The organism is Aquimarina algicola (genome assembly GCF_006443095.1).
Classification (GTDB): domain Bacteria; phylum Bacteroidota; class Bacteroidia; order Flavobacteriales; family Flavobacteriaceae; genus Aquimarina; species Aquimarina algicola.
On record NZ_VFWZ01000003.1, the window covers coordinates 500,927 to 522,994 of the forward strand.

Annotated in this window: 24 protein-coding genes; 11 read left to right on the forward strand and 13 right to left on the reverse strand. The window is 32.2% G+C overall.

Annotated elements, in window-relative coordinates; all coding sequences use genetic code 11:
• Positions 1–13 precede the first annotated feature (13 nt).
• Positions 14–211 carry a cold-shock protein gene (locus FHK87_RS13010; protein WP_140593592.1) on the forward strand — a complete coding sequence of 66 codons (198 nt, stop codon included), beginning with the start codon at positions 14–16 and terminating at the stop codon, positions 209–211.
• Positions 212–257: 46 nt separating this feature from the next.
• On the opposite strand, the gene FHK87_RS13015 is transcribed toward FHK87_RS13010, so the two are convergent.
• Positions 258–707: a nucleoside deaminase gene (locus FHK87_RS13015; protein ID WP_140593594.1), complete on the reverse strand. Its 450-nt coding sequence runs from the start codon at positions 705–707 to the stop codon at positions 258–260.
• A gap of 166 nt (positions 708–873) precedes the next feature.
• Between FHK87_RS13015 and FHK87_RS13020 the strand changes: the two genes are divergently transcribed.
• The 5 genes from FHK87_RS13020 to FHK87_RS13040 all read left to right on the forward strand — a co-directional run bounded on the left by FHK87_RS13020 (position 874) and on the right by FHK87_RS13040 (position 5,338).
• Positions 874–1,539: a hypothetical protein gene (locus FHK87_RS13020; RefSeq protein ID WP_140593597.1), complete on the forward strand. Its 666-nt coding sequence runs from the start codon at positions 874–876 to the stop codon at positions 1,537–1,539.
• Positions 1,540–1,632: 93 nt separating this feature from the next.
• Complete coding sequence (locus FHK87_RS13025) at positions 1,633–3,405, forward strand: 1-deoxy-D-xylulose-5-phosphate synthase (RefSeq protein ID WP_140593600.1); 1,773 nt, start codon at positions 1,633–1,635, stop codon at positions 3,403–3,405.
• Positions 3,406–3,769: 364 nt separating this feature from the next.
• Complete coding sequence (locus tag FHK87_RS13030) at positions 3,770–4,081, forward strand: lipocalin-like domain-containing protein (protein ID WP_394344925.1); 312 nt, start codon at positions 3,770–3,772, stop codon at positions 4,079–4,081.
• Between the two features lie 239 nt (positions 4,082–4,320).
• On the forward strand, positions 4,321–4,749 hold the full coding sequence (locus FHK87_RS13035; protein WP_140593605.1) for a hypothetical protein: 429 nt from the start codon (positions 4,321–4,323) through the stop codon (positions 4,747–4,749).
• The gene (locus tag FHK87_RS13040; protein ID WP_140593607.1) at positions 4,742–5,338 is read left to right on the forward strand and encodes a hypothetical protein; all 597 of its coding nucleotides are present in this window, start codon (positions 4,742–4,744) and stop codon (positions 5,336–5,338) included. The genes FHK87_RS13035 and FHK87_RS13040 overlap by 8 nt, the downstream gene beginning before the upstream one ends.
• A 67-nt stretch (positions 5,339–5,405) precedes the next feature.
• Here the strand turns inward: FHK87_RS13040 and dgt are convergent, their stop codons facing one another.
• The 4 genes from dgt to FHK87_RS13060 form a co-directional block, all read right to left on the reverse strand.
• Entirely contained in the window at positions 5,406–6,749 is a 1,344-nt protein-coding gene (gene dgt, locus FHK87_RS13045) for a dGTP triphosphohydrolase (protein ID WP_140593956.1), read from the reverse strand.
• Between the two features lie 83 nt (positions 6,750–6,832).
• Entirely contained in the window at positions 6,833–9,295 is a 2,463-nt protein-coding gene (locus tag FHK87_RS13050) for a ribonucleoside-diphosphate reductase subunit alpha (RefSeq protein WP_140593609.1), read from the reverse strand.
• Between the two features lie 369 nt (positions 9,296–9,664).
• Positions 9,665–10,642: a ribonucleotide-diphosphate reductase subunit beta gene (locus FHK87_RS13055; RefSeq protein ID WP_140593612.1), complete on the reverse strand. Its 978-nt coding sequence runs from the start codon at positions 10,640–10,642 to the stop codon at positions 9,665–9,667.
• A 393-nt stretch (positions 10,643–11,035) separates the two neighbouring features.
• On the reverse strand, positions 11,036–11,605 hold the full coding sequence (locus FHK87_RS13060; protein WP_140593614.1) for a DUF3109 family protein: 570 nt from the start codon (positions 11,603–11,605) through the stop codon (positions 11,036–11,038).
• A 114-nt stretch (positions 11,606–11,719) separates the two neighbouring features.
• Between FHK87_RS13060 and FHK87_RS13065 the strand changes: the two genes are divergently transcribed.
• Positions 11,720–12,292 carry a MarC family protein gene (locus tag FHK87_RS13065; protein WP_140593617.1) on the forward strand — a complete coding sequence of 191 codons (573 nt, stop codon included), beginning with the start codon at positions 11,720–11,722 and terminating at the stop codon, positions 12,290–12,292.
• 11 nt (positions 12,293–12,303) lie between these two features.
• Positions 12,304–12,504: a hypothetical protein gene (locus FHK87_RS13070; RefSeq protein ID WP_140593619.1), complete on the forward strand. Its 201-nt coding sequence runs from the start codon at positions 12,304–12,306 to the stop codon at positions 12,502–12,504.
• Between the two features lie 25 nt (positions 12,505–12,529).
• On the opposite strand, the gene FHK87_RS13075 is transcribed toward FHK87_RS13070, so the two are convergent.
• From FHK87_RS13075 to FHK87_RS13090, 4 genes are all read right to left on the reverse strand, one after another.
• On the reverse strand, positions 12,530–12,835 hold the full coding sequence (locus FHK87_RS13075) for a hypothetical protein (RefSeq protein WP_140593622.1): 306 nt from the start codon (positions 12,833–12,835) through the stop codon (positions 12,530–12,532).
• A gap of 21 nt (positions 12,836–12,856) precedes the next feature.
• Positions 12,857–14,443 (reverse strand): S41 family peptidase, encoded by a 1,587-nt coding sequence (locus FHK87_RS13080; RefSeq protein ID WP_140593625.1) that lies wholly within the window; start codon positions 14,441–14,443, stop codon positions 12,857–12,859.
• Positions 14,444–14,875, reverse strand: a complete 432-nt coding sequence (locus FHK87_RS13085; protein ID WP_140593627.1) for a deoxycytidylate deaminase — start codon at positions 14,873–14,875, stop codon at positions 14,444–14,446. It abuts the gene before it with no gap.
• A gap of 88 nt (positions 14,876–14,963) precedes the next feature.
• Positions 14,964–15,548 carry a HupE/UreJ family protein gene (locus FHK87_RS13090; protein WP_140593630.1) on the reverse strand — a complete coding sequence of 195 codons (585 nt, stop codon included), beginning with the start codon at positions 15,546–15,548 and terminating at the stop codon, positions 14,964–14,966.
• Between the two features lie 312 nt (positions 15,549–15,860).
• On the opposite strand from FHK87_RS13090, the gene FHK87_RS13095 reads away from it, so the two are divergent.
• Positions 15,861–16,241 carry a hypothetical protein gene (locus FHK87_RS13095; protein ID WP_140593632.1) on the forward strand — a complete coding sequence of 127 codons (381 nt, stop codon included), beginning with the start codon at positions 15,861–15,863 and terminating at the stop codon, positions 16,239–16,241.
• A 35-nt stretch (positions 16,242–16,276) separates the two neighbouring features.
• Positions 16,277–16,825 carry a hypothetical protein gene (locus tag FHK87_RS13100; protein ID WP_140593635.1) on the forward strand — a complete coding sequence of 183 codons (549 nt, stop codon included), beginning with the start codon at positions 16,277–16,279 and terminating at the stop codon, positions 16,823–16,825.
• Positions 16,826–16,833: 8 nt separating this feature from the next.
• On the opposite strand, the gene FHK87_RS13105 is transcribed toward FHK87_RS13100, so the two are convergent.
• Entirely contained in the window at positions 16,834–17,484 is a 651-nt protein-coding gene (locus FHK87_RS13105; RefSeq protein WP_140593637.1) for a response regulator, read from the reverse strand.
• A 4-nt stretch (positions 17,485–17,488) separates the two neighbouring features.
• Positions 17,489–19,543 (reverse strand): tetratricopeptide repeat-containing sensor histidine kinase, encoded by a 2,055-nt coding sequence (locus FHK87_RS13110; protein ID WP_140593640.1) that lies wholly within the window; start codon positions 19,541–19,543, stop codon positions 17,489–17,491.
• 238 nt (positions 19,544–19,781) lie between these two features.
• On the opposite strand from FHK87_RS13110, the gene FHK87_RS13115 reads away from it, so the two are divergent.
• Positions 19,782–21,290, forward strand: coding sequence for an eCIS core domain-containing protein (locus FHK87_RS13115; protein WP_140593642.1), 1,509 nt, complete (start codon positions 19,782–19,784; stop codon positions 21,288–21,290).
• Between the two features lie 81 nt (positions 21,291–21,371).
• On the opposite strand, the gene FHK87_RS13120 is transcribed toward FHK87_RS13115, so the two are convergent.
• Both FHK87_RS13120 and FHK87_RS13125 read right to left on the reverse strand, forming a co-directional pair.
• Positions 21,372–21,617: a hypothetical protein gene (locus FHK87_RS13120; protein ID WP_140593645.1), complete on the reverse strand. Its 246-nt coding sequence runs from the start codon at positions 21,615–21,617 to the stop codon at positions 21,372–21,374.
• 54 nt (positions 21,618–21,671) lie between these two features.
• Positions 21,672–22,061 carry a DUF4280 domain-containing protein gene (locus tag FHK87_RS13125; RefSeq protein ID WP_140593648.1) on the reverse strand — a complete coding sequence of 130 codons (390 nt, stop codon included), beginning with the start codon at positions 22,059–22,061 and terminating at the stop codon, positions 21,672–21,674.
• Positions 22,062–22,068 lie beyond the last annotated feature (7 nt).

Below are 22,068 nucleotides of genomic sequence, written 5' to 3' on the forward strand. Positions count from 1 at the left end.
TATTTTTATTACAATGGAAGGAACAGTAAAATTTTTTAATGAATCAAAAGGTTACGGATTTATTACTAACGACGAAACAGGCAAGGATATTTTTGTCCATGCCACTGGTTTAAATGGAGAGGCTTTGAACGAGGGTGACAAAGTAGAATACCAAGAACAAGAAGGAAGAAAAGGAGTTATTGCGGCAAAAGTTCGTGTAATTCATGATTAAGATATAGATGACCAAAGTTTCAAAGCGCTACTGTAGTAGCGCTTTTTTAATTATTACCTCTTTTTTCTTTAAAAAACTGTTTGATCAACATACTACATTCTTCTTCTAGAACCCCTCCTACGATTTCAGTTTTTGGATGCAATGTTGTTCCCATTACAGTACACCCTCTATGTTCATCTTTTGCCCCATATACAACTCGTCCAATCTGGCTCCAATATAGTGCTCCTGCACACATTTGGCATGGCTCTAAGGTTACATACATTGTACATTCATTAAGATACTTACCACCCAAATAATTAGATGCAGAAGTTATTGCTTGCATCTCTGCATGAGCTGTAACATCATTTAAACATTCGGTCAAATTATGAGCTTTAGCAATTACTCTACCTGCAACCACTATGATTGCACCAACCGGCACTTCATCTCTATCATAAGCAACCTCTGCTTCTTGTAATGCTTTTCGCATAAAATGTGAATCGTCATACGGATCAAACATAATATAACAAATAGGAATTGAGGCACAAACTTAATCAAATACTATCTTTTTATCTATGGCGACACTACAAAATCTATTATAATTTCACTGAATATAGGGTATCATATGCTTCCTCTTTTTTGGAAATTCATAATCTGAAAAAAACCACTACATACTATTCTATTACATGAAAAAACGATATAAAATTACGATACCAGAACCCTGTCAAGAAAATTGGGATAAAATGAAACCAGTTGCAAAAGGTAGATTCTGCGACTCTTGTACAAAAACAGTCATTGATTTTACGAAAATGTCTTCACAACAGATACAGCATTTCTTTGAGCAACAACAAAACCCCGAAAATATTTGCGGGCGATTCACAAACGATCAGTTAGATACAATAACGCTAGAAATCCCTCATGCAATTATACAGCAAAGACATTCTTTCAAAAAAGCTTTTATATTGGCGCTACTTGTTGCAATGGGAACAACGTTAATGAATTGTACTGCTCACGATAATACACAAAAAACAATTGCTGAAGTAAAAATCACTAAGGAATCTGCTTTTCAATATCATCCATTTCAACCATTAATTGATCGTAGTAAAAAAGAAGAATATGGTCCAAAAGATCCAAAAATTGGATATGACTCTATAATTGAATCTGAATTATTCGAGGCTATGAAAGTTGAAACTAAAAAAATGAAAGAAAAAAAGGAGATGGAAAAAATAGAAAAACAAATTGATTCTATCAGTAAATCTTATAAAAAAACAAGAAGAAATTCTTGTACAACCATTTCTGGAAGGACGATGGGAGCTCCTAGAAGAATCATCATACCTGACGAAAAAGATTAGCGTTTAAATTCTAATCTATAGAGAACCATAACCTGTATTTTATAATAAGGTTTCTATCATAAAGTTGTAGCTTTGTATTTTCTTTATTTTCTAATGTCAAATACACTTTTACAAAATATACAATACCCATCAGACGTAAGGAAACTCTCTTTAGAACAGCTTCCGGAACTTGCGAAAGAACTACGAGAATTTATCATCAATATAGTTGCAACCAAAGAAGGACATCTGGGCGCTAGTCTAGGGGTTGTAGAACTTACCATTGCATTACACTATATATTCAACACCCCCGAAGATCTTCTAGTCTGGGATGTTGGGCATCAGGCATATCCACATAAAATCCTTACTGGAAGAAAAGATATATTTCATACCAATAGACAATTAAATGGTATTAGTGGTTTTCCTAAACGTAGTGAAAGTATTTATGACACTTTTGGAGTTGGACATTCTTCAACCTCTATTTCTGCTACTTTAGGAATGGCAATTGCTTCAAAATTAAAAGGAGAATACAAACAACATATTGCAGTAATTGGTGATGCTTCTATTGCCAGCGGAATGGCTTTTGAAGGCCTCAACCATGCAGGAGTAACAGATACAAATCTTATTGTAATTTTAAATGATAACGCCATAGGTATCGATCCTAGTGTAGGAGCATTAAAAGAATATTTAACCAAAGCAACGGTTGGTATAAAACCAAGATCAAATAATATTATTGAAGCTTTAAATTTCAATTATTTTGGTCCAATAGATGGGCATGATTTCACATCCTTAATCGATACGCTAGAAGAGTTAAAAAATAGCAAAGGTCCCAAACTACTGCATATCATCACGACTAAGGGAAAAGGTTTAAAACAAGCCGAAGAGAACCAAATACAATATCATGCTCCGGGCAAATTTGATGCAACTACCGGAAATATAATCCCAAAAGACAATAGTGGTTTACCTCCAAAATTTCAAGATGTATTTGGTTACACCATATTAGAACTTGCCCGAAAAAATAAAAAAATCGTAGGAATTACTCCTGCCATGCCAACTGGTAGCTCTTTAAAATATATGATGAAAGAAATGCCAGATCGTGCCTTTGATGTTGGGATCGCTGAACAACATGCTGTAACTCTTGCAGCAGGTATGGCAACACAAGGATTAATCCCTTTCTGCACCATATACTCTACATTTCTACAACGTGCCTATGATCAGATTATTCACGATGTAGCATTACAAAACTTACCTGTAATTTTTTGTGTCGATCGAGCAGGTTTGGTCGGCGCAGATGGGGCGACTCATCATGGTGTTTTTGATATTGCATATCTTTCTTGTATTCCTGATATGATAATTACGGCTCCCGCAGACGAAATTGAGTTGCGTAATCTTCTTTACACAGCTTCCTTAGGGCTAGAAAATCCTATTACAATAAGATATCCAAGAGGCAGAGGTCATATTAGAGAATGGCAACAACTTTTTCAAAAAATAGAGATCAATAAAGGAAAAGTATTTCAAAAAGGAGAACACATTGCAATTCTTTCTACCGGCACAATAGCTTCAAATGTAACTTCAGCATTAAAAGCCTTAAACTCAAAAATAGGTCACTATCATTTTATGTGTATAAAACCTATCGACAAAGAGTTACTTCTGGAAATATTAGAAGAATATCCGACAATAATTACTGTTGAAGATGGTGTAATCAAAGGTGGTTTTGGAAATACTATAGTCGATTTTGCAAATCAACATGAGTACAAAAACAAAATCATAAATTTAGGAGTGCCTGATCATTTTATTCATCATGGTTCGGTAGACGAGTTACATGACATCTGCAATATTTCTTCTCAAAAACTTCAGAAAATTATAAAAAAGCATCTCATTAAGATCTAACGATATATTCTATAAAATCAGAATTAAATATTGATTCTTACACCTCAGAAAAAGAATTCTACAATAGCATTCATAATATTCTCCTTACATTCTTATATTTTATTATATGGAAATGACAACAACATATTAGTAATTATTGCAATCAATATAACTACAAAAGTTAAATGTGAATAAAATCTTAAAAAAATGCTTTTCATCCTAAAAAAGTGTTCTTTTGCCGAAAATTTAACCCTCAAATCTAATTTAAAATGAAAAATTAAGTTTATGCTTTTTATTAGCCACTTCTATTTTTATTTCTTGTAGTACTGATGATGATTCTAATCCTCAAGGAGAAGAAGTATTAGTTGTCAAAGAAGCTGATTTAATAGGAAAATGGCAATTAACAGAAGCTACTGAGAATGATTCTGATGAGCAACTGACGGAATGCGATTTATTGGACACCAGAGAATTTAAAAGTGGTGGAGAACTTATCGTGGATAGTCATTTTGAAATAGCTGACACGTGTGATAACACTATCAGAACAATAGAATGGGCTTTATCAGAAAATGTAGTTACATTTAATGGAAGTGATAAAGAAACAGTGATAGAATTAACAAGCACGACAATAAAATTTCAATACACTGAAAAAGACGGAGATGATGAATTTACCTATGTTGAGACTTATAAAAAATTGTAAAAAATAATTTTGACCATCTAAAAAGCCGTTGAAAACCTATTTTCAACGGCTTTTTTTAATAAAAAATCACGTTTGTTAAAATTTTAATAAGTTTTAAGATTTAGCAAAAAATATAATTAATATTGCTCCTTCATATAAGACTCTTATACAAGGTCTCCTCTCTACTTTAAAACGATTTAAGAATGTAAATTATATTCTTAATTAGTAAATCAGTTATTTTAAATTTAAAAATTTGATCAATGAAACATTTGTTACCATTGCTATTTCTCTTTACCGTAGTTTCTTGTGGAGATGATAGTTACCAATATACAGAAAGTATTGTTGGAGAATGGACAGCTAAAGCTCTAAAAATAAAAGGCAAAAGCTATTCTATGGAGAAAACGAAATTTATCCTAACGTTTAATGAAGATCTAACGTATTCTTTAGACAGTAAACTTACTAAAATTGCAAATGATTATTTTTTTGAGTCTATTCCATTCAGAGGAGAGGGAACTTTTAAAGGAGATTACGCCGTCGTTTCAGATAATATGATCCGGATAAAGGAGAAATATAGGGACAAAATCCCTTTATACCCTTCTATTAAAAATGATGAGCTCACTCTTATGTATATAAGCAGAGACAATACTAAAATCATAATAACACTAACCAAAACACCAGAAAATGAATAAAATAGGATATTTAGCTACCATCATAGCCAGTTTTGTGTTAGTCTCGTGCTCCAAAAAGTTTCCGGTAAACGAATCTGCCAAAGTTTTAATACTAAATCCCAATAATGATGATCTCGATCTTCATATCAATAATGAATTTGTAAGAGATGTTACTAAAAAAGTTGGTCACGTATATCTGAATCAAGGTGATTTTAATTTTTCTATTATCAAAGATGGAAAAACAGAAAACGAAGTGATCATAGAAATCGATTCAGACGAGGCCGATAGATCTTCTTTTGATAACGAACATGTAAAATTAGTCAATTCTAATCTAACAAATGATTATGTATTAGTGGATTGTAGTGCAGCATATTCTGAGGATGAGAATGCAGCATACACAATAAAAGAAAAATACATTGATCAACCTTCTATACAATTAGAGTACATCTCTTATCAATATTTCCGTATGGGATGGGAAAAGCTTCCTAACAGTCTGTCTGGATATGGAGACCTTACTATATATAAATTATTTTATATCCCCGAAGAGTATACTACAAAATCTGATGAAGAGATATTAAAATACTGTGCTACTCAAGGTTTATACGAATAACTTATTCCTCTATATATAGAAGTTAAAATACTAAAAAGCTATTGATAATTTTAATCAATAGCTTTTTTTAAACTTGTAGTCCTCTTATTTTCTGAAACTTTAATAATGCATTACCATCTGTAAGACTCGCGACATATTTACAAATACTTATCAATCTTGTATAAAGATCTTCGCTCTTATAATCAAAATTACCATCTTCTGCTCTTAAAATAAGCTTATCATAATTTGAACCATTATTTAAACTATAGTGATCACTTGCCACACAATAACGATCTAATAGTGTAGCCAGAATCTCATATCCTGCAATTTCTTTTTCGGTTACTTCTTGACTTTGATAAATTTTATCGACACTAATTCTTATAATATCATCTATTTGGGCTTTATATTTACTCTTATCAATCAATGCCGCGTCAAATGTTCCTGATAATATTTTTTCTTCATTTTCGATAAAGACACTGGTAGCTTCTTGTATCAAAGTATTTATAGCTAATGATCTAAGATAACCAAGTCTATCGGCTGTAGTTGTTAAACCACTATATTTTGAAATATTGAGCGTATCTTGCACTAACTTCTTTAAATATTCAAGCGCATGATCTTCTGGTATTAGCCCCAAATTAATTCCATCTTCAAAATCAATGATGGTATAACAGATATCGTCTGCTGCTTCCACCAAGAAAGTTAAGGGGTGACGACTATAAGTAACCTCATTTTCTATTCTATATTTAAGTAATCCCACTTCTTCTGCTACATCATTAAAACAGCCAATCTCATTTTGAAAATACCCAAACTTTTTATGAGCTATGTGTGGTGTTGGTTTTTTGGGTAATGATTCTTTAGGGTATTTCATAAAAGCGCCTAGAGTGGCATATGAGAGCCTTAATCCTCCTTCTATACCCTCTCGCGTTTCTGTCAAAATTTTAAACCCATTAGCATTCCCTTCAAAATCAATGAGATCTTGATATTGTTTGGCGGTAAGTTCGCTTTTGTATCGAACACCACTACCGGTTTTAAAATATTCTCCTATTGCTTTTTCTCCTGAGTGTCCAAAAGGTGGGTTACCAATATCATGGGCTAGTGCTGCTGCTGCGACAATTGCTCCAAAATCATTAAAATGATATCCATGAATAGTAGATAGGTGAGGATGTTTTTCTAATATTTTTTTACCTACTACTCGCCCTAATGATCTTCCTACTACCGATACTTCTAAACTATGTGTTAATCTGGTATGCACAAAACTAGTTTTGGACAAGGGTATGACTTGTGTTTTATCTTGTAAGCTTCTAAAAGCTGAAGAGAAAATGATTCTATCATAATCCACCTCAAAACCCAAACGAGTTTCATCTTGTTCTTTTCGTAATCTTTTGCTCGTGTCGCCCTGTCTTTTTAAAGAAAGGAGTTGTTCCCAATTCATCATATTTCTAAAAAAATCGAATATACAAAAAAGGGAAGTATCATTACGATAGCTTCCCTTTTGCCCTATATAAATCTAGGTCTCTATGACCCACACATTAAACAATCGTCTCCTTCGCCTTCTTTTGCTTGTGCTATTAATGCTCTAAGCTCTTCTGGGCTTAATGAAGTTCCTTCTGGAGAAACAGGTGCTTGTTTTGGTTGTTCTTTGGCAGCTTGTGCTTCCATTACCTGTGCAGCAGCTACTGCTACTTTCTCTGCTTGTGGCACTTCTTTTTTATCATTTTTAAGTGTAAACTTGATCGCATCTACAGCAGATTTTGTTCTCAAGTAATACATTCCTGTTTTCAATCCGCTTTTCCAGGCATAAAAATGCATTGACGTAAGTTTTGCCATTGTTGCACCTTCCATAAACAGGTTAAGTGACTGAGACTGGTCGATAAAATATCCTCTGTGACGAGACATATCGATAATATCTTTCATACTCATCTCCCATACTGTTTTATACAATTCTTTAAGATCCTGAGGAATGATATCAATGTTTTGAATTGATCCATTGGCACGCATAATTGCATCTTTCAAGTCATCATTCCATAATCCTAACGATACCAAATCTTCTAAAAGGTGTTTATTTACGACAATAAACTCTCCTGATAATACACGTCTAGTGTAAATATTGCTTGTATACGGCTCAAATGCTTCATTATTTCCTAAAATTTGAGATGTAGATGCTGTAGGCATTGGTGCTACTAGTAATGAGTTACGCACGCCATTTTTAAGGACTTGTTTACGTAATTTGGTCCAATCCCATCGTCCACTTAATTCTTCATCTTTGATTCCCCAAAGGTTAAATTGAAACTCTCCTTTAGAAATAGGCGAGCCTTCATAACTTTGATAAGGACCATCTGCCTTAGCTTCTTCCATAGAAGCAGTTACAGCTGCAAAATATAAAGTCTCAAAAATCTCTTGATTTAATTTTTTAGCCTCATCACTAGTAAAAGGTAAACGCAATTGAATAAATGCATCTGCCAGACCTTGTACTCCTAAACCAACAGGGCGGTGACGCATATTGGAATTTTCTGCTTCTTTTACAGGGTAATAATTGCGATCAATAACCCTATTCAGGTTTTTGGTCACCCTCTTTGTGATTCTAAATAGTTCTTTATGATCAAAAACTCCGTTTTTTACAAACATAGGTAATGCTATCGAAGCTAAATTACATACCGCTATTTCGTCCGGACTTGTATATTCAAGAATTTCTGTACATAAATTAGATGAGCGAATAGTCCCTAAATTCTTTTGGTTTGATTTGCGATTGGCAGCATCTTTATACAACATATAAGGAGTACCAGTTTCAATCTGAGATTCTAAGATTTTTTCCCAAAGTTCTCGAGCTTTTATCTTTCTACGACCTTTTCCTTCCGCTTCATATCTCGTATAGGTTTCTTCAAACTCTTCACTATGCATGTCAAATAATCCCGGGCACTCATTAGGACACATTAAGGTCCATTCTGCATCGTCTTGTACTCGTTTCATGAATAAATCAGGTACCCACATTGCATAAAATAGGTCACGTGCTCTCATCTCTTCTTTACCATGATTTTTCTTTAAATCAAGAAAATCAAAAATATCTGCATGCCAAGGCTCTACATAAATAGCAAAAGATCCTTTTCTTTTTCCTCCTCCTTGATCTACGTAACGTGCAGTATCATTAAATACTCTAAGCATAGGCACTACTCCATTTGAGGTACCATTTGTTCCTGCAATATATGAACCTGTAGCTCTCACATTATGTATGGATAATCCGATACCTCCAGCAGATTGTGAGATTTTGGCAGTTTGTTTTAATGTATCATAAATACCATCTATACTATCGTCTTGCATTGCAAGCAAAAAGCAAGATGACATTTGTGGCTTAGGTGTACCTGAGTTAAATAATGTAGGTGTAGCGTGTGTAAAGTATTTTTTTGACATTAACTCATAAGTTTCTATGGCTGCATCCAAATCATTAAGATGAATTCCTATAGAAACCCTCATTAACATATGTTGTGGGCGTTCTGCAATCTTACCGTTTATTTTAAGTAAGTAAGAACGTTCTAATGTTTTAAAACCAAAGTAATCGTATCCAAAATCTCTATTATAGATAATAGTAGAGTCTAGCTTCTCTTTGTTTGCCATGATCACTTCATATACCTCATCAGAGATCAATGGTGCTCTTTTATTGGTTCTGGGATTTATATATTCATAAAGATCCTTTACAACTTCTGAGAAGGTTTTCTTGGTATTTTTGTGTAAGTTAGAAACAGAGATACGTGCGGCAAGCTTTGCATAATCAGGATGAGTTATTGTCATAGTTGCAGCAATTTCTGCTGCCAAATTATCTAACTCACTTGTTGTAACCCCATCATATAATCCTTCTATCACCCTCATTGCCACTTTTACTGGATCAACTAGTGGGTTTAGTCCATAACATAACTTTCTTACTCTTGCGGTAATCTTGTCGAACATAATTGGTTCTTTACGCCCATCTCTTTTTACTACATACATACTTTTTTTGGTTTTAAATTTTCTTTACTTTACAAAAGAATCTAATGTGTTACTAATTTTTTTCTGAAGCCCCAAATGTTGTTGTTTATCATCCTAGAAGTAAACAAAAACTATTTACAAATTCTTTTACTCAAAGAATTATGTATTAAATAGAAATAACATTATGACTTTTGTCCCTAATTTTTGTCTGTTATGAAGTTTAAAAACTTCTATACAAACTGAGCTAATCGTTTAAAACAGAAGAAACGTTTTTGAATTAGCTCAGAATGATATTTTTATAGTTTTAAATATTTTATTTTAACCTGATTTGTCTATATCAATAACCAAAAAGAAGTTGGTATAAAGATTCGTAATTATTTTAATTATAGGTTAAAAATCTGCATCAAAACTTATTTTATTGTCTTCGGTATCTTTGTTTAATACGCCTGCTTTTTGATATTCTGACACTCGCTTTTCAAAGAAGTTAGTTTTTCCTTGTAAAGAGATCATATCCATAAAATCGAATGGATTTGCAGTACCATATTCTTTCTCACATTGAAGCTCTACTAATAGTCTGTCGGTCACAAATTCTAAATATTGTGTCATAAGATTTGCATTCATCCCAATAAGACTTACAGGTAATGATTCTGTAATAAATTGTCTTTCAATATCTAAAGCATTTATCAAAATCTCACGGATTCTTTCTTTTGGTACTTTGTTGATCAAATGATTATTATGTAGGTGTACCGCAAAATCACAATGCACACCTTCATCTCTAGAAATCAACTCATTAGAAAAGGTAAGTCCTGGCATTAAGCCTCTCTTTTTTAACCAGAATATAGAACAAAATGCTCCTGAAAAGAAAATACCTTCTACAGCAGCAAATGCAATAAGACGCTCTGCAAAAGAATCAGATTCGATCCATTTTAATGCCCAATCAGCTTTTTCCTTAATTGCCGGAAAATTTTCGATTGCTTTGAAGAGAACATCTTTTTCTTTCTCGTCTTTTACATAAGTATCGATAAGCAATGAATATGTTTCTGAATGGATATTTTCCATCATGATCTGAAATCCATAGAAAAATTTCGCTTCACTATACTGAACTTCGTTCACGAAATTTTCTGCTAAATTTTCATTAACAATACCATCGGAGGCAGCAAAAAAGGCAAGTATATGTTTGATAAAGTATCTTTCGTCATCAGTAAGTTTACTACTCCAATCTGTGATATCTTGATGTAGATCTATTTCTTCGGCAGTCCAGAAACTAGCTTCAGATTTTTTATACCATTCCCAAATATCATGATGTTGGATTGGAAAAATTACAAATCGGTCTTTATTTTCTTGCAAAATAGGCTCTACTACACTCATCTTAATTTTTTTTGCTGTTTTGTGATTTTTTTCTCTTTCAAAAGGGTCTTACAAAGATCAAAAAAAGGGGTAAAAGTTCTACGAAAATCCAACAAACGTTTTCAACAAAGTTTTCAACATGAAATAAATTATCTTCAAAAAATACATTTTGAAACATCTTTGTAAAAAACTGATTAACAATGTATTATAATTTTCAAATAGAGTTCAAAAATAAAAAGGAGTTTTTTGAAAACCCCATATTTTTCACTTGTTAGCCAAGATTTTCAGGTCTAAAAACAGAAAACAAAAAAATAAAAGATTTACGGTTAAACCGTAATGTTAGTAATTCTAAATTTTAACAAAAAAAGAGCTAGAATTCAAGAAAAAAACAAGTATAAAGCTTTAGATATTGAATTATTTTTTCAATCCGGTAGCTACCTTTTCTAATTCGGTATACCAATCTTCGCCAAATTTTCGAATTAGTGCTTCTTTTACAAATTTGTAGACAGGAACTTGTAATTCTGCACCCAATGAGCAGGCATCATCGCAAATTTCCCACTTATGATAGTTTACCGCAGAAAATTCTGTATATTTTTGGATTCGTACCGGGTACAAATGACATGAGATTGGCTTTTTCCAATCGATAGCACCTTGGTTATATGCTTCTTCAATTCCACACATTGCAGTGCCTTTTTCATCAAAAATCACATAAGCACAATCTGCTCCCTCTATGAGTGGAGTTTCTAGATCATCAAAATCTGTTTTGATAAAGACACCTTGTTTTTCTATAGCCTCTATTCCTTCTTTTCTGAGATAAGGTTTTACTATAGGATATACTTCTTCTAAGATTTGTATTTCTGATTCATCCAATGGAGCTCCAGCTTCTCCATCTATACAACAAGCTCCTTTACATGCAGAGAGATTACAAACAAAATCTCTTTCTATAATTTCTTCTGAAACAATTGTCTTTCCTAACTGAAACATGGCGCTAAGATAGTTTTTATGTAAGATATTTTTTACTATTTATTCACCTTTTTATAATATCTTTATCTTGAAAACTCTTTTTACATTTGTTCAAATTTTTGAAATTAATTCCACATGCATTTTGATCCAAAAGAAATATTAACTGCGAGTATGATATTATTTGCAGTTATTGATATCGTAGGTAGCATTCCTATTATTATTGACTTAAGAAAAAAAGTAGGACATATCCAAAGCGAAAAAGCATCTATAGTTGCTGCTATATTAATGATTCTTTTTCTATTTGTTGGAAAGCAAATCTTAAGCTTGATTGGCATAGATGTAAACTCTTTTGCTGTAGCGGGATCTTTTATTATTTTCTTTCTTGCTATAGAAATGATTCTAGGGATACAACTTTATAAAGATGATGCTCCAGAAACTGCTGCGGTTGTTCCGCTTGCTTTTCCTTTGATTGCAGGAGCAGGTACTATGACTTCTATCTTATCATTACGAGCAGAATATCATACCATCAATATTGTGATTGCTATACTTATTAATATTATCTTTGTATATCTTGTTTTAAAATCTTCTGGAAGAATAGAAAAAGTATTAGGAAAACAAGGAATTAATGTAGTAAGAAAGATATTTGGTGTGATACTATTAGCTATTGCTGTAAAATTATTCGCCACAAATATCAAAGGACTTTTTTAAATAACTAAAGAATGAAATACTTTATATATATTTTGATTGCTCTGGCAGCAGGACTCATCATTTACAATATTACTCATCTTGATTTTGAAAATTTATTGATCGGTAACAGCAAAACAGCTCTGATCAGTATATTTGCTTCGCTATGTGTAATCGTACTAATGTCGATTTTACTAGTATCAAGAACAATCCAAAAAAAGAGCAATCGCAAATAATATTGAGACTCATTCCGCAACCGGTCTAAAAAACAAAAAAACAAGCGATAATAACAGGCGGAATAGAGATTACCATCAAGATCATAAAGAAGTTGTGTAATTTTCTAAATACTAATGATCGTTTTAAGCTGTTTTTGAGTTTTTCGTCTTGAGTTTCTCTGATGTATTTACGTATCGTATCACCAGATACATAAGAAGTATCAACAAGAATATCGTGCCTTAAAAAAATTGAAGCACTATTATCTAACAGCTTAAATCCAACAGCAATAATAAAGAGAAAGAGTGGTGAGCAAATCGCTATTGCAATTAAATATTCTTCTAATTCAGACATATAGATTTACAGATCAAAGTTTTACTCTTTTTCTTCAGAAATTGATACCACTTTATTAATCATCGCATCATCTTTATTTATAATTTTTTCAAAAACATCTGTTCCAAATAACTGTTGTGCCATAGTCGCTTTAAGATATTTTTTGAGTTGTTCTCGGTAATTTTTCAATTCAATTTCAATACCTCTTCTTCTTGCGTATTTAAGAAACCCTTCTGCAAAAGTATCATCAACATTAACTTCTTGCTGGAAACTTTCTTCTGACAACCCATTATAATACATACGATTTTTATCTAATTCTTCAAAGATGTACCCTCCCATTCTTCCTGAGCGAAGCATGTAATCAAGCGTCTCTCCTATTCGGGTCGTATCCTTACTTACAAAAATATCAGGTATAATACCTCCTCCTCCATAAACAATTTTTCCTTTTGGGGTTTTAAACTTTAAAGAATCTGCAACCTGAATGCTATCTGCATTTTGCAATTCTCCATTCTTATATCGCTCTAAATATTCGTTAAAATATTGTTTATTCCCATTACCATATGGTTTTTGTATTGAGCGCCCTGTAGGAGTATAATATCTCGAGATTGTAAGTCGTATAGCACTACCATCTCCCAGAGACATTTCTCTTTGTACTAATCCTTTGCCATAAGAACGTCTTCCTACAATTATACCTCTATCATTATCTTGAATGGCGCCTGCAAAAATCTCACTGGCAGAAGCAGAATTCTCATTAATCAATACATATACTTTGCCTTTTTCAAAACTTCCCTTACGAGTGGCATAATTTTCCTCGATCGCTCCTTTTTTATTTTTAGTAAACATAATCAGCACATCATCTTCTAGGAATTCGTCTGCCATTTTTAACGCCGGTGCTATAAATCCTCCTCCATTGTCTCGAAGATCTATGACTAAATCAGTTACACCTTCATCTATCAAATCATCTAATGCTGTTTTGAATTCTTTGTAGGTAGTCTCTGCAAATCGATTTACTTTTATATATCCAAGTTCATCAGTCAATAAATAAGAAGCATCTACACTTTGAAGTGGAACACGCCCTCTTTTTACCATTACATCAAAAACTCCTTTTCCTTTTCTATATACCTTGAGTTGTACCTGACTATTGAGTTCTCCTTTTAATTTATTTGCTAATCCTTCTCTAACCAGATTTGCTCCAAAGAGAGTATCTCTATCTGCCATCAAAATTCTATCACCTGCTTTGATACCGGATTTTTCACTTGGCCCTCCTTTTATAGTATTGATTACAGAAATCGTATCCCTATAGGGGTAATAACTTACTCCTATACCGATAAAATCTCCTTGCATACTTTCTGTAATACCTTCTAGTTCTTCTGGTGAGATGTAAACAGAATGTGGATCTAAATTTTCTAAAATTCTATTTACTGTTACTTCTACGATACTATCTGTATTGATCTCATCAACATACTCATAATCAATATAATCTATAAGCCTATTGAGTTTCTCTTTTTTTGCATTATAAGAAAAAAGCTTAGCAGAAGGATCATTAAAATCAAGTTTGCTTCCTAAAAAGACTCCTGCACCCAAGGCTAAACCTAAAAATAAAGGCAAGTATTTTTTTGAATATCCCATTTATTCTTCTAAATCCATAATCTGTTCTATCTCTACTCCAGCTTTTTCTAAAAATTGTAAACCTGAATTATCTTTATAATCAAATTGATACACTATACGTTTAATTCCTGCTTGATGAATCAATTTGCTACATTCTTTACAAGGTGATAATGTTATATATAAGGTTGCTCCTTTACAGGATTGAGTAGACGATGCAACTTTTAAAATTGCATTTGCTTCTGCATGTAACACATACCACTTAGTATATCCTTCTTCATCTTCACATGGATTTTCAAATCCCGTTGGGGTACCATTAAATCCATCTGATATTATCATTCTATCCTTAACAATAACCGCACCAACTTTTTTGCGTTCGCAGTGCGATAATTTCCCCCACTCTCTTGCGATCCTTAGGTAAGCTTTGTCATACTTTAATTGTTTTTTATCAAGCATAGGGTAGATTACTAATCGTTGTATTGATAACACTCAAAATACGAATATATTATTACGATGTGGCAAATACAACTTCATAAACTTTTATTTACCAAATTTTGTTGGCAATCAACATAGGAATGACTAATCCTACTACAATCGAAGAGATAATAAGCACCCAATCTCGTTTGGCAAATCGTAAAATAGATTGTCCAATAAACCCAAGAATAAGGACTATGAAAACAACCACAATTTGAGCAGCTTCTATACCTAAGGCAAATTCTAATAGAGGTAAGATTTTAGAACTTACATTACTACTTATCGTTCTAAAATATCCTGAAAAACCGAGTCCATGTATTAAACCAAAAAATATTGTTGTGCCATACAAAACTCCTGCCTTACTACTCTTTGAAGTGTTTTTTGCAGTTAGTATATTAAATACCGCAGTAACCATAATAGTTACGGGAATCAAGAATTCTACCAATCTGGAATTTACCGATATCACATTGTAAGTCGCTAAAACCAAGGATAACATATGCCCTATTGTAAAAAGCGTAACTAAGATTAATACTTTTTTCCAGTTATCAAATGTATATCCTACAGTAAGAACAATAAGAAATAAAATATGGTCATATGCATGCCAATCTAATACATGACTAAAGCCAAGTTTTACATAAAACCAAAATTCTGTCATAATTTTAAATTTTGAGGTATGGGACTAATGTACAACTAAATACGACAAAGATGAAATGCAAAAAAAATTCTTATCAAAAGTTTAAGATGATTATTTTTATACTATACTGAAAAACAACAAACTAACAATTACACTCCAAAGTCAAACTATTTTGAGTTATTTTTTATGAATTTTTAAATAAGTATTTACTTACAAGCATTACAGGGATATTCCCCTCATTTTAAAAAAATAAAATACTTACATTTACCATAGTAAGTAAATCAACCAACTCGAGATAGATTTCTACTTCAGACAATACACAAAATTGAATTAATGAAAGGCATAAATATTAGTAACATTCTTCAAATTGTAGCTCTTTTATTTTTGATCATAATTGGCTATATGATTTTTGACTCTGGCTCTCAATGGAAATTTATCAAATCTGAGTTGGAAAAGACACGACAACAACTAGAGCTTTCAAAAGATACTTTGGCTAAAACTAAGGCCAATCTTAAGCTTTCTATGGAAGACTTAAATAAAATGAATCTTCAGAAAAATATTATCAAGGGAGAACGAGATTCTCTTCTATTACATTTCAAACGAAAAAATGCAAAGGATTGGGAATCTTTGCAAGGAATTAAAGACAGTATTTCTGACATCACAATAGAATTAAATACCAATAGATCGTTATTAGATAGTCTTTTTGGGCTTTAGAAACTAAACATTTATCACACAAAATCTCTATTTTCATGAAAAATATATACTTTTTTATTGCGTTTATCTTTATCATTTCTTCTACATATAGTCAAGAAAAAGATTCATTAGATATTATTGAGATTCCAGAATCTTATGCAAATCGTTTAGGGAAACCTTTATTGGTAAAAAAAGACAGTCTTTATGTTTTTCGGACTCCGCACGTATATCTGGTAAATCGTAAATCTTATGAAGCGTTAAGGAATTTTTATAAAGCTGTTGGTAAAAAAAATGATATGACCAATGCATTGCTCGAAAACTATACTGCCACATTGCAACGTAATATAGAGTTAGAGGTTGAATTAAAAGCAAATCTTGATAAAAACGATAGTCTTGACACTGCTATATATCAAAAAACGGAAACCACATTAGTAAATACCCAAAAAGCACTAGATCATACAATTACTAATCTAGAAAAAGCAACTAATAGTCTAGATCTTATTGAAAAAAGTGTAAAAAAACAGCAACGAAAAAGCATTTTTGAAAAAATATTAATCGGTATTGGCGGTGTTGGTGTTGGTGTTCTTGTTGGGGCTTCTTTATAGTTATTTAATTACTCTACTAATCCGAATTTGAATGCATATTTGACTAGGCCTACAACATTTTTCACTTTTAATTTAGAGATTAGACTTGCTCTATAACCTTCTATTGTGTATTTACTTAAAAAAAGTTTCTCTGCTATCTCTATAGTGGTATACTCTTTTGCAATAAGTTGTAAGATTTCTTTTTCTCGTTTGGTCAAGCGTATTTCTGTTTCTTTATTTTGATTAAAAATACTCTCTGAATATGCTTCTTTTATACTATTTGAAAAATACTTTTCGCCTTTCAAAATAGTTTCTATGGCTAATAATAATTCTGATTTTTTAGCATTTTTGGGCACATATCCATCTAAGCCTTGTTTCATTAGCTGTGAAATTTTTTTTGGATCAGCAAGCATGCTAACAATCAATGTTTTTATTGTAGGATGGTTCTTTTTTATATATTCATTAAGGACTACTCCACATACATTTGGCATATTAATATCAAGTATAGCAAGGTCTATTTTCTCTTCTGCATTTATTTTTAAATATTTCTGAACATCTTTACCATCATTTGCTGTAAAAATAATTTCGTAATCAGATTCATGAAGTAAAATACTTAATAAACCATCTAAAAACATTTTATGATCATCTGCAACAATGAGTTTGTATTTTGTTGTCGTCATAATTTTAGTTAGGTATTTTAATCCGTATAGCTGTTCCTCTATTGATCATAGAATCGATATCCATTTTTGCTTGAAGTTGATTGAGACGTTGTTGTATATTACTTAATCCTATCCCATTTGCGCTTTGTTCTTTATCAAAACCAATTCCATTATCTTCAAAAATAATTTCTATATCACGGTCATACACATTGAGACAAATTTCAATTATTCCTGCCTTTGCATATTTCAAAGCATTGGTAAGAAGTTCTTGAATAATTTTAAATATTTCAACCTTTAAATGGTCTGCCATACGATTCACTTTATTTTTGGGATGGGGAATAAAAACAATCTCTGGTTTTTTTGCTTTTTTTAAACTTTCTATATAATTATCAATGTAGTTGGTATATAAAGTATCGCAAATCTTCTTCGGAATTAGGTTATGCGATATCTCTCTAACTTGCTCATAGATATCATCTAGTTGTTCTAAAACTGATTCTTGCAAGGAGTCATTTTCATGAGTATTTTCTATTTGTAACTTCAGACTTGCCAGATTACCTCCTATATAGTCATGAAGTTCTCTGGCAATTCGACTTCTTTCTTCATTTTGAGCAAAAACATAGGTATTTGCCAACTTTAATTCTTGTTCTTTTAGAAATGCATCTATTTTTTGTTTATTGATCTCCTCACGCTGCATATTGACTTCATTTTTTATCTGTAGTTTTTGGTAGTAAACAAATAGTAAAGCCATAATAGGTAATAAAATAATGAGAAAACCGATGATAAAAGACCTCTTTAAAAGTCTTTCTCTTTTTATTTCTTCATTTTTAAGGAGTTGTTCTTCTTTAAGCGTTAAAATCTCATTTTCTCTTTGTTGTTTTGTATTCTTCAATACAAGGATTTCATTAGTTTTCTTCTCATTTTCAAGAGCCTGTTCTAGTGCTATTTGAGAATAGGCTTTTTGCTGATTTTTTAACTCTAGATCTTTATTCGCAGTTTTAATTTTTAAGAGATCTATTTCTTTTTGTTTCCTGGCAGTCTCATACTTGACTTCTAATTCTACAATCTCTTTTTGTTTCTGTTTATATCGTATTGAATCTTTTAATGTATATAAACGTTTTAGGGAAATATTTGCAGATTGATGATTACCAATTTTACTATAAATATTAGCAAGATTCTCATTAATAGTTTTTTGTATTTCAAGATTGTGATTTTTTTCAGCAGGAATGCGTGCCGCTTCTAAAATACCAATAGCATCTTCTTCATTTCCTATTGCATCTAAAACCATTGCCTGATGTATAGAAGCGTTTAAGCTTTTATCTTTGAGGCCATGCATATCTGCTATTTGTTTGCTTTTTTGATAATAGTCAGAAGCTTTTTTATATTTCGAATTTTCGAATAAGACCGAACCTAAGTTTAAAGCAATTGTTGCCGATACTTTCGGATCTTTTTGTTTGGGCATAAGCTCAAATGCTTTTGTATAGTACTTTTCTGCATTATCGAAGTCTCCTTTGTAAAAATAAATATTACCGATATTGACATAATTTCCATAAACTGCCTGACCATTCTCTGCTATTGCTATACTTTCTTTTAAGAATTGTAACCCTTTCTCAAAATCTTTTTCATTAATATATAAAATCCCAAGATCTGATTTTACTTTAGAAATCATCTCTTTGAATTTGATTTCTTCTGATATTTCCAAACTTCTAAAAAGTAACTGTCTTGCATTCTTCATTTTTCCCTTTCTCCTGTATGAAGACCCAAGTACTCTGTATGCAGTAGCAAGGTGTTTTTTACTTCTTAAATGGATCAAAGATTTTCTGGCATAATACATTGAAGAATCAGCAATCCCTATAGAGTTAAAATATCTTGCTAATCCAAGTTCGGCCTCTGCTCTAACAATGTAACTCTTTTGCTTATTTTTTGAAATTTTAGAAAAAAGGGCATAAGAGTAATTTGGATTAGACATCATAGAGTCTAAAGCCGTATTTAAAGCTTCATCTGAAGTTTTCTGTGCGCTTAGTAAAATAGAAAACAAAAATATGAAGGATGTAACTATTTTTTTTACATCAATACTTTTCATATAAATGCGTATATCTAATATGTTGGTTATTAATCAGCTAAAGTAAGCATTTAAATAGGAAACATATCTTATAAATGCCTAGTAATATCTACTTTTTTAGAGTTAAAATACTCTTAAACACTTAGTGTTTTTTTAACATTATAGAATTATAATACTAACATTCCATTAGTCGATCACCTAGATCAATTGTATGTTCTTAAAAATTTAAGTAATTTGTAAAATCTAATTAACCAATGACATGTTTACATTATACAAGCAACACAAAGACGAAAACCGTTTACCCAATCATAAACCAGTAGGTCAAGCATTACAATTCAAAGATAACAGGGCACACAACGATAGAGTAACAGAGACAAATCATGCCATTGAGCAAAGCGAAAGGACAACGTTACAAAAAGCTAAAATTGATACCCTATACTCTTCTCCTCTTCAAAAAAAGGAAGCAGATGATACTAACAAAAGTAAAAATGAAACAGGATTACCCGATCAATTGAAAACAGGTATAGAAAGTTTATCCGGTGTTGATATTAGTGATACTCGAGTACATTACAATTCTGATAAACCTGCTCAATTACAAGCACATGCATATGCACAAGGTAATGAGATTCATATTGCACCCGGCCAGGAAAAGCATCTACCTCATGAAGCCTGGCATGTTGTACAACAAAAACAAGGTAGAGTACAGCCGACAATGCAAATGAAAGGTAAAGTTAATATCAATGATGATGATAGTTTGGAGAAGGAAGCTGACATAATGGGAGCCAAAGCACTTAGTCATACAGTTGTTACACAAACAAAAAAGAATACCACCGCATCTACCTCTTCATCATACGTAATTCAAAAAAAGACAAAAAAACTAGACGTAAAAGGTGCTGGAGAAGTGGATTGCTACTGGGAGCCAGGAGGATCAATGGATAAATTGAAAATTGATAATCTCAAGCCAAGTACTGATTTTCTAGTAGGAAAACCTAAAGAGTTTTTTGAGAATGCTATTATAGCTGATGTTGATGTATCTCCTGATAAAACCAAAATACTGGTATTTCCTAAAAACACAAAACATGGTATATTTCGCTTGCAACCTGCTTTGGGTAGAGGTAACGATAATGCTAGTATACAAAACCCTGCTTCATGGGTATTTTTTGGTCAAGAAACAAAAGTTGGAGTGTACGGTTTTAGAGAAGATGTTGCTTATAGTCACAAATATATGAATGGTATCGAAGGTCTTACTACTGTAAAGGCAATTGCAGATAAAATCTATGATAATATGTTAGGAAAATTAGAGTACATACCTGTAGGAAGTTCTGTAGATGGCATCATTAAAGGAGACACAAAAGGTATGTGCCATGCTGTTAATTCTGCTATGGGAATACTAATCCAAGCCGGTCTGGCATCTAGAGATAAAAGTGCAGTAATAAAAAATCATACTCACGAAACCCCATTTTTAACTCCTGATCGTCAATCCAATTCTATTATAAAAGGAGCAAAAACAAATATTATCAAGTATAATGACGCCAATTATAATGGTCATCGTATAAAGTTTGATAATCATCAATGGATATCTGTTGCAGGTAAGGTATACGATTTGGTAGCAGGAATTAAAAATGGCGCTGCTAGTGCGATTGATAAAAACCTGGAAATTGTAGAGCCTGATAAAAAGTTCAAATGGGGCTCTAAAACCTTAACAAAAGTACAAAATGGAGGAACTGCTCCTTGGGGTAGTGGTTACGCTATGGCTGATGAAGAGTAATTCTAATCCTAGTTATGTTTTATAAGTCGACCTACTTTGGATCAAGTCTACAAAGTAATTAAACCTTGATTATCGAGCAAATCACTTATTTCTAATTCGCTTACCATGCTGATATATTTTGTTAGTACCTTTTATAATTTTGAAAAGAGCTTCTATACACAAAAATATTCCGTAGATACTAATCCCATGTTTCCAGTGTAAATTTAATTCTGCATAACCTTTGTCATACAGTTCTTCTATTCCAATAGAAATTAACCCTATAGAAACTAATAGGTTTACAAAAGGATTGTCTAATATTTTTGATAAAAGAGTTTGTATTTTTTTCATGTAATACATTATCTATTTTTAGAAAACCTTAAAGGTTTTGGTCATTGTATCTCATTAGGAATCTACTACATCTTCTTCTCCAGCATTTGAAACAGAAATCACCCCTGCCCATTCACAATTACAGGTACTACTATCATCTAACGCATTCATACTATTGATTAAAATATCAGACATGCCCGGTGACCAGGGAGTTGTAGTTACGGGTACGCAAGGCATAGGAGTCAATACGCCTTGTGCGGCACTTGTTGCAGAAGCTACTTCTGGATTTGATTCTGATGAACACTCGCCAAATGACATAATATTAACTAGCGGAATATAATCATTGACCGTTGCCGCAGGTTGGCTATCTGCATTTACTTCATTTGTAGGTAAAACAACTAAACTTGATGTTGCTGATCCAAAAGTACATGAGATTGTAGCTTCGTTACATACTTGATTTGCCATAATTATT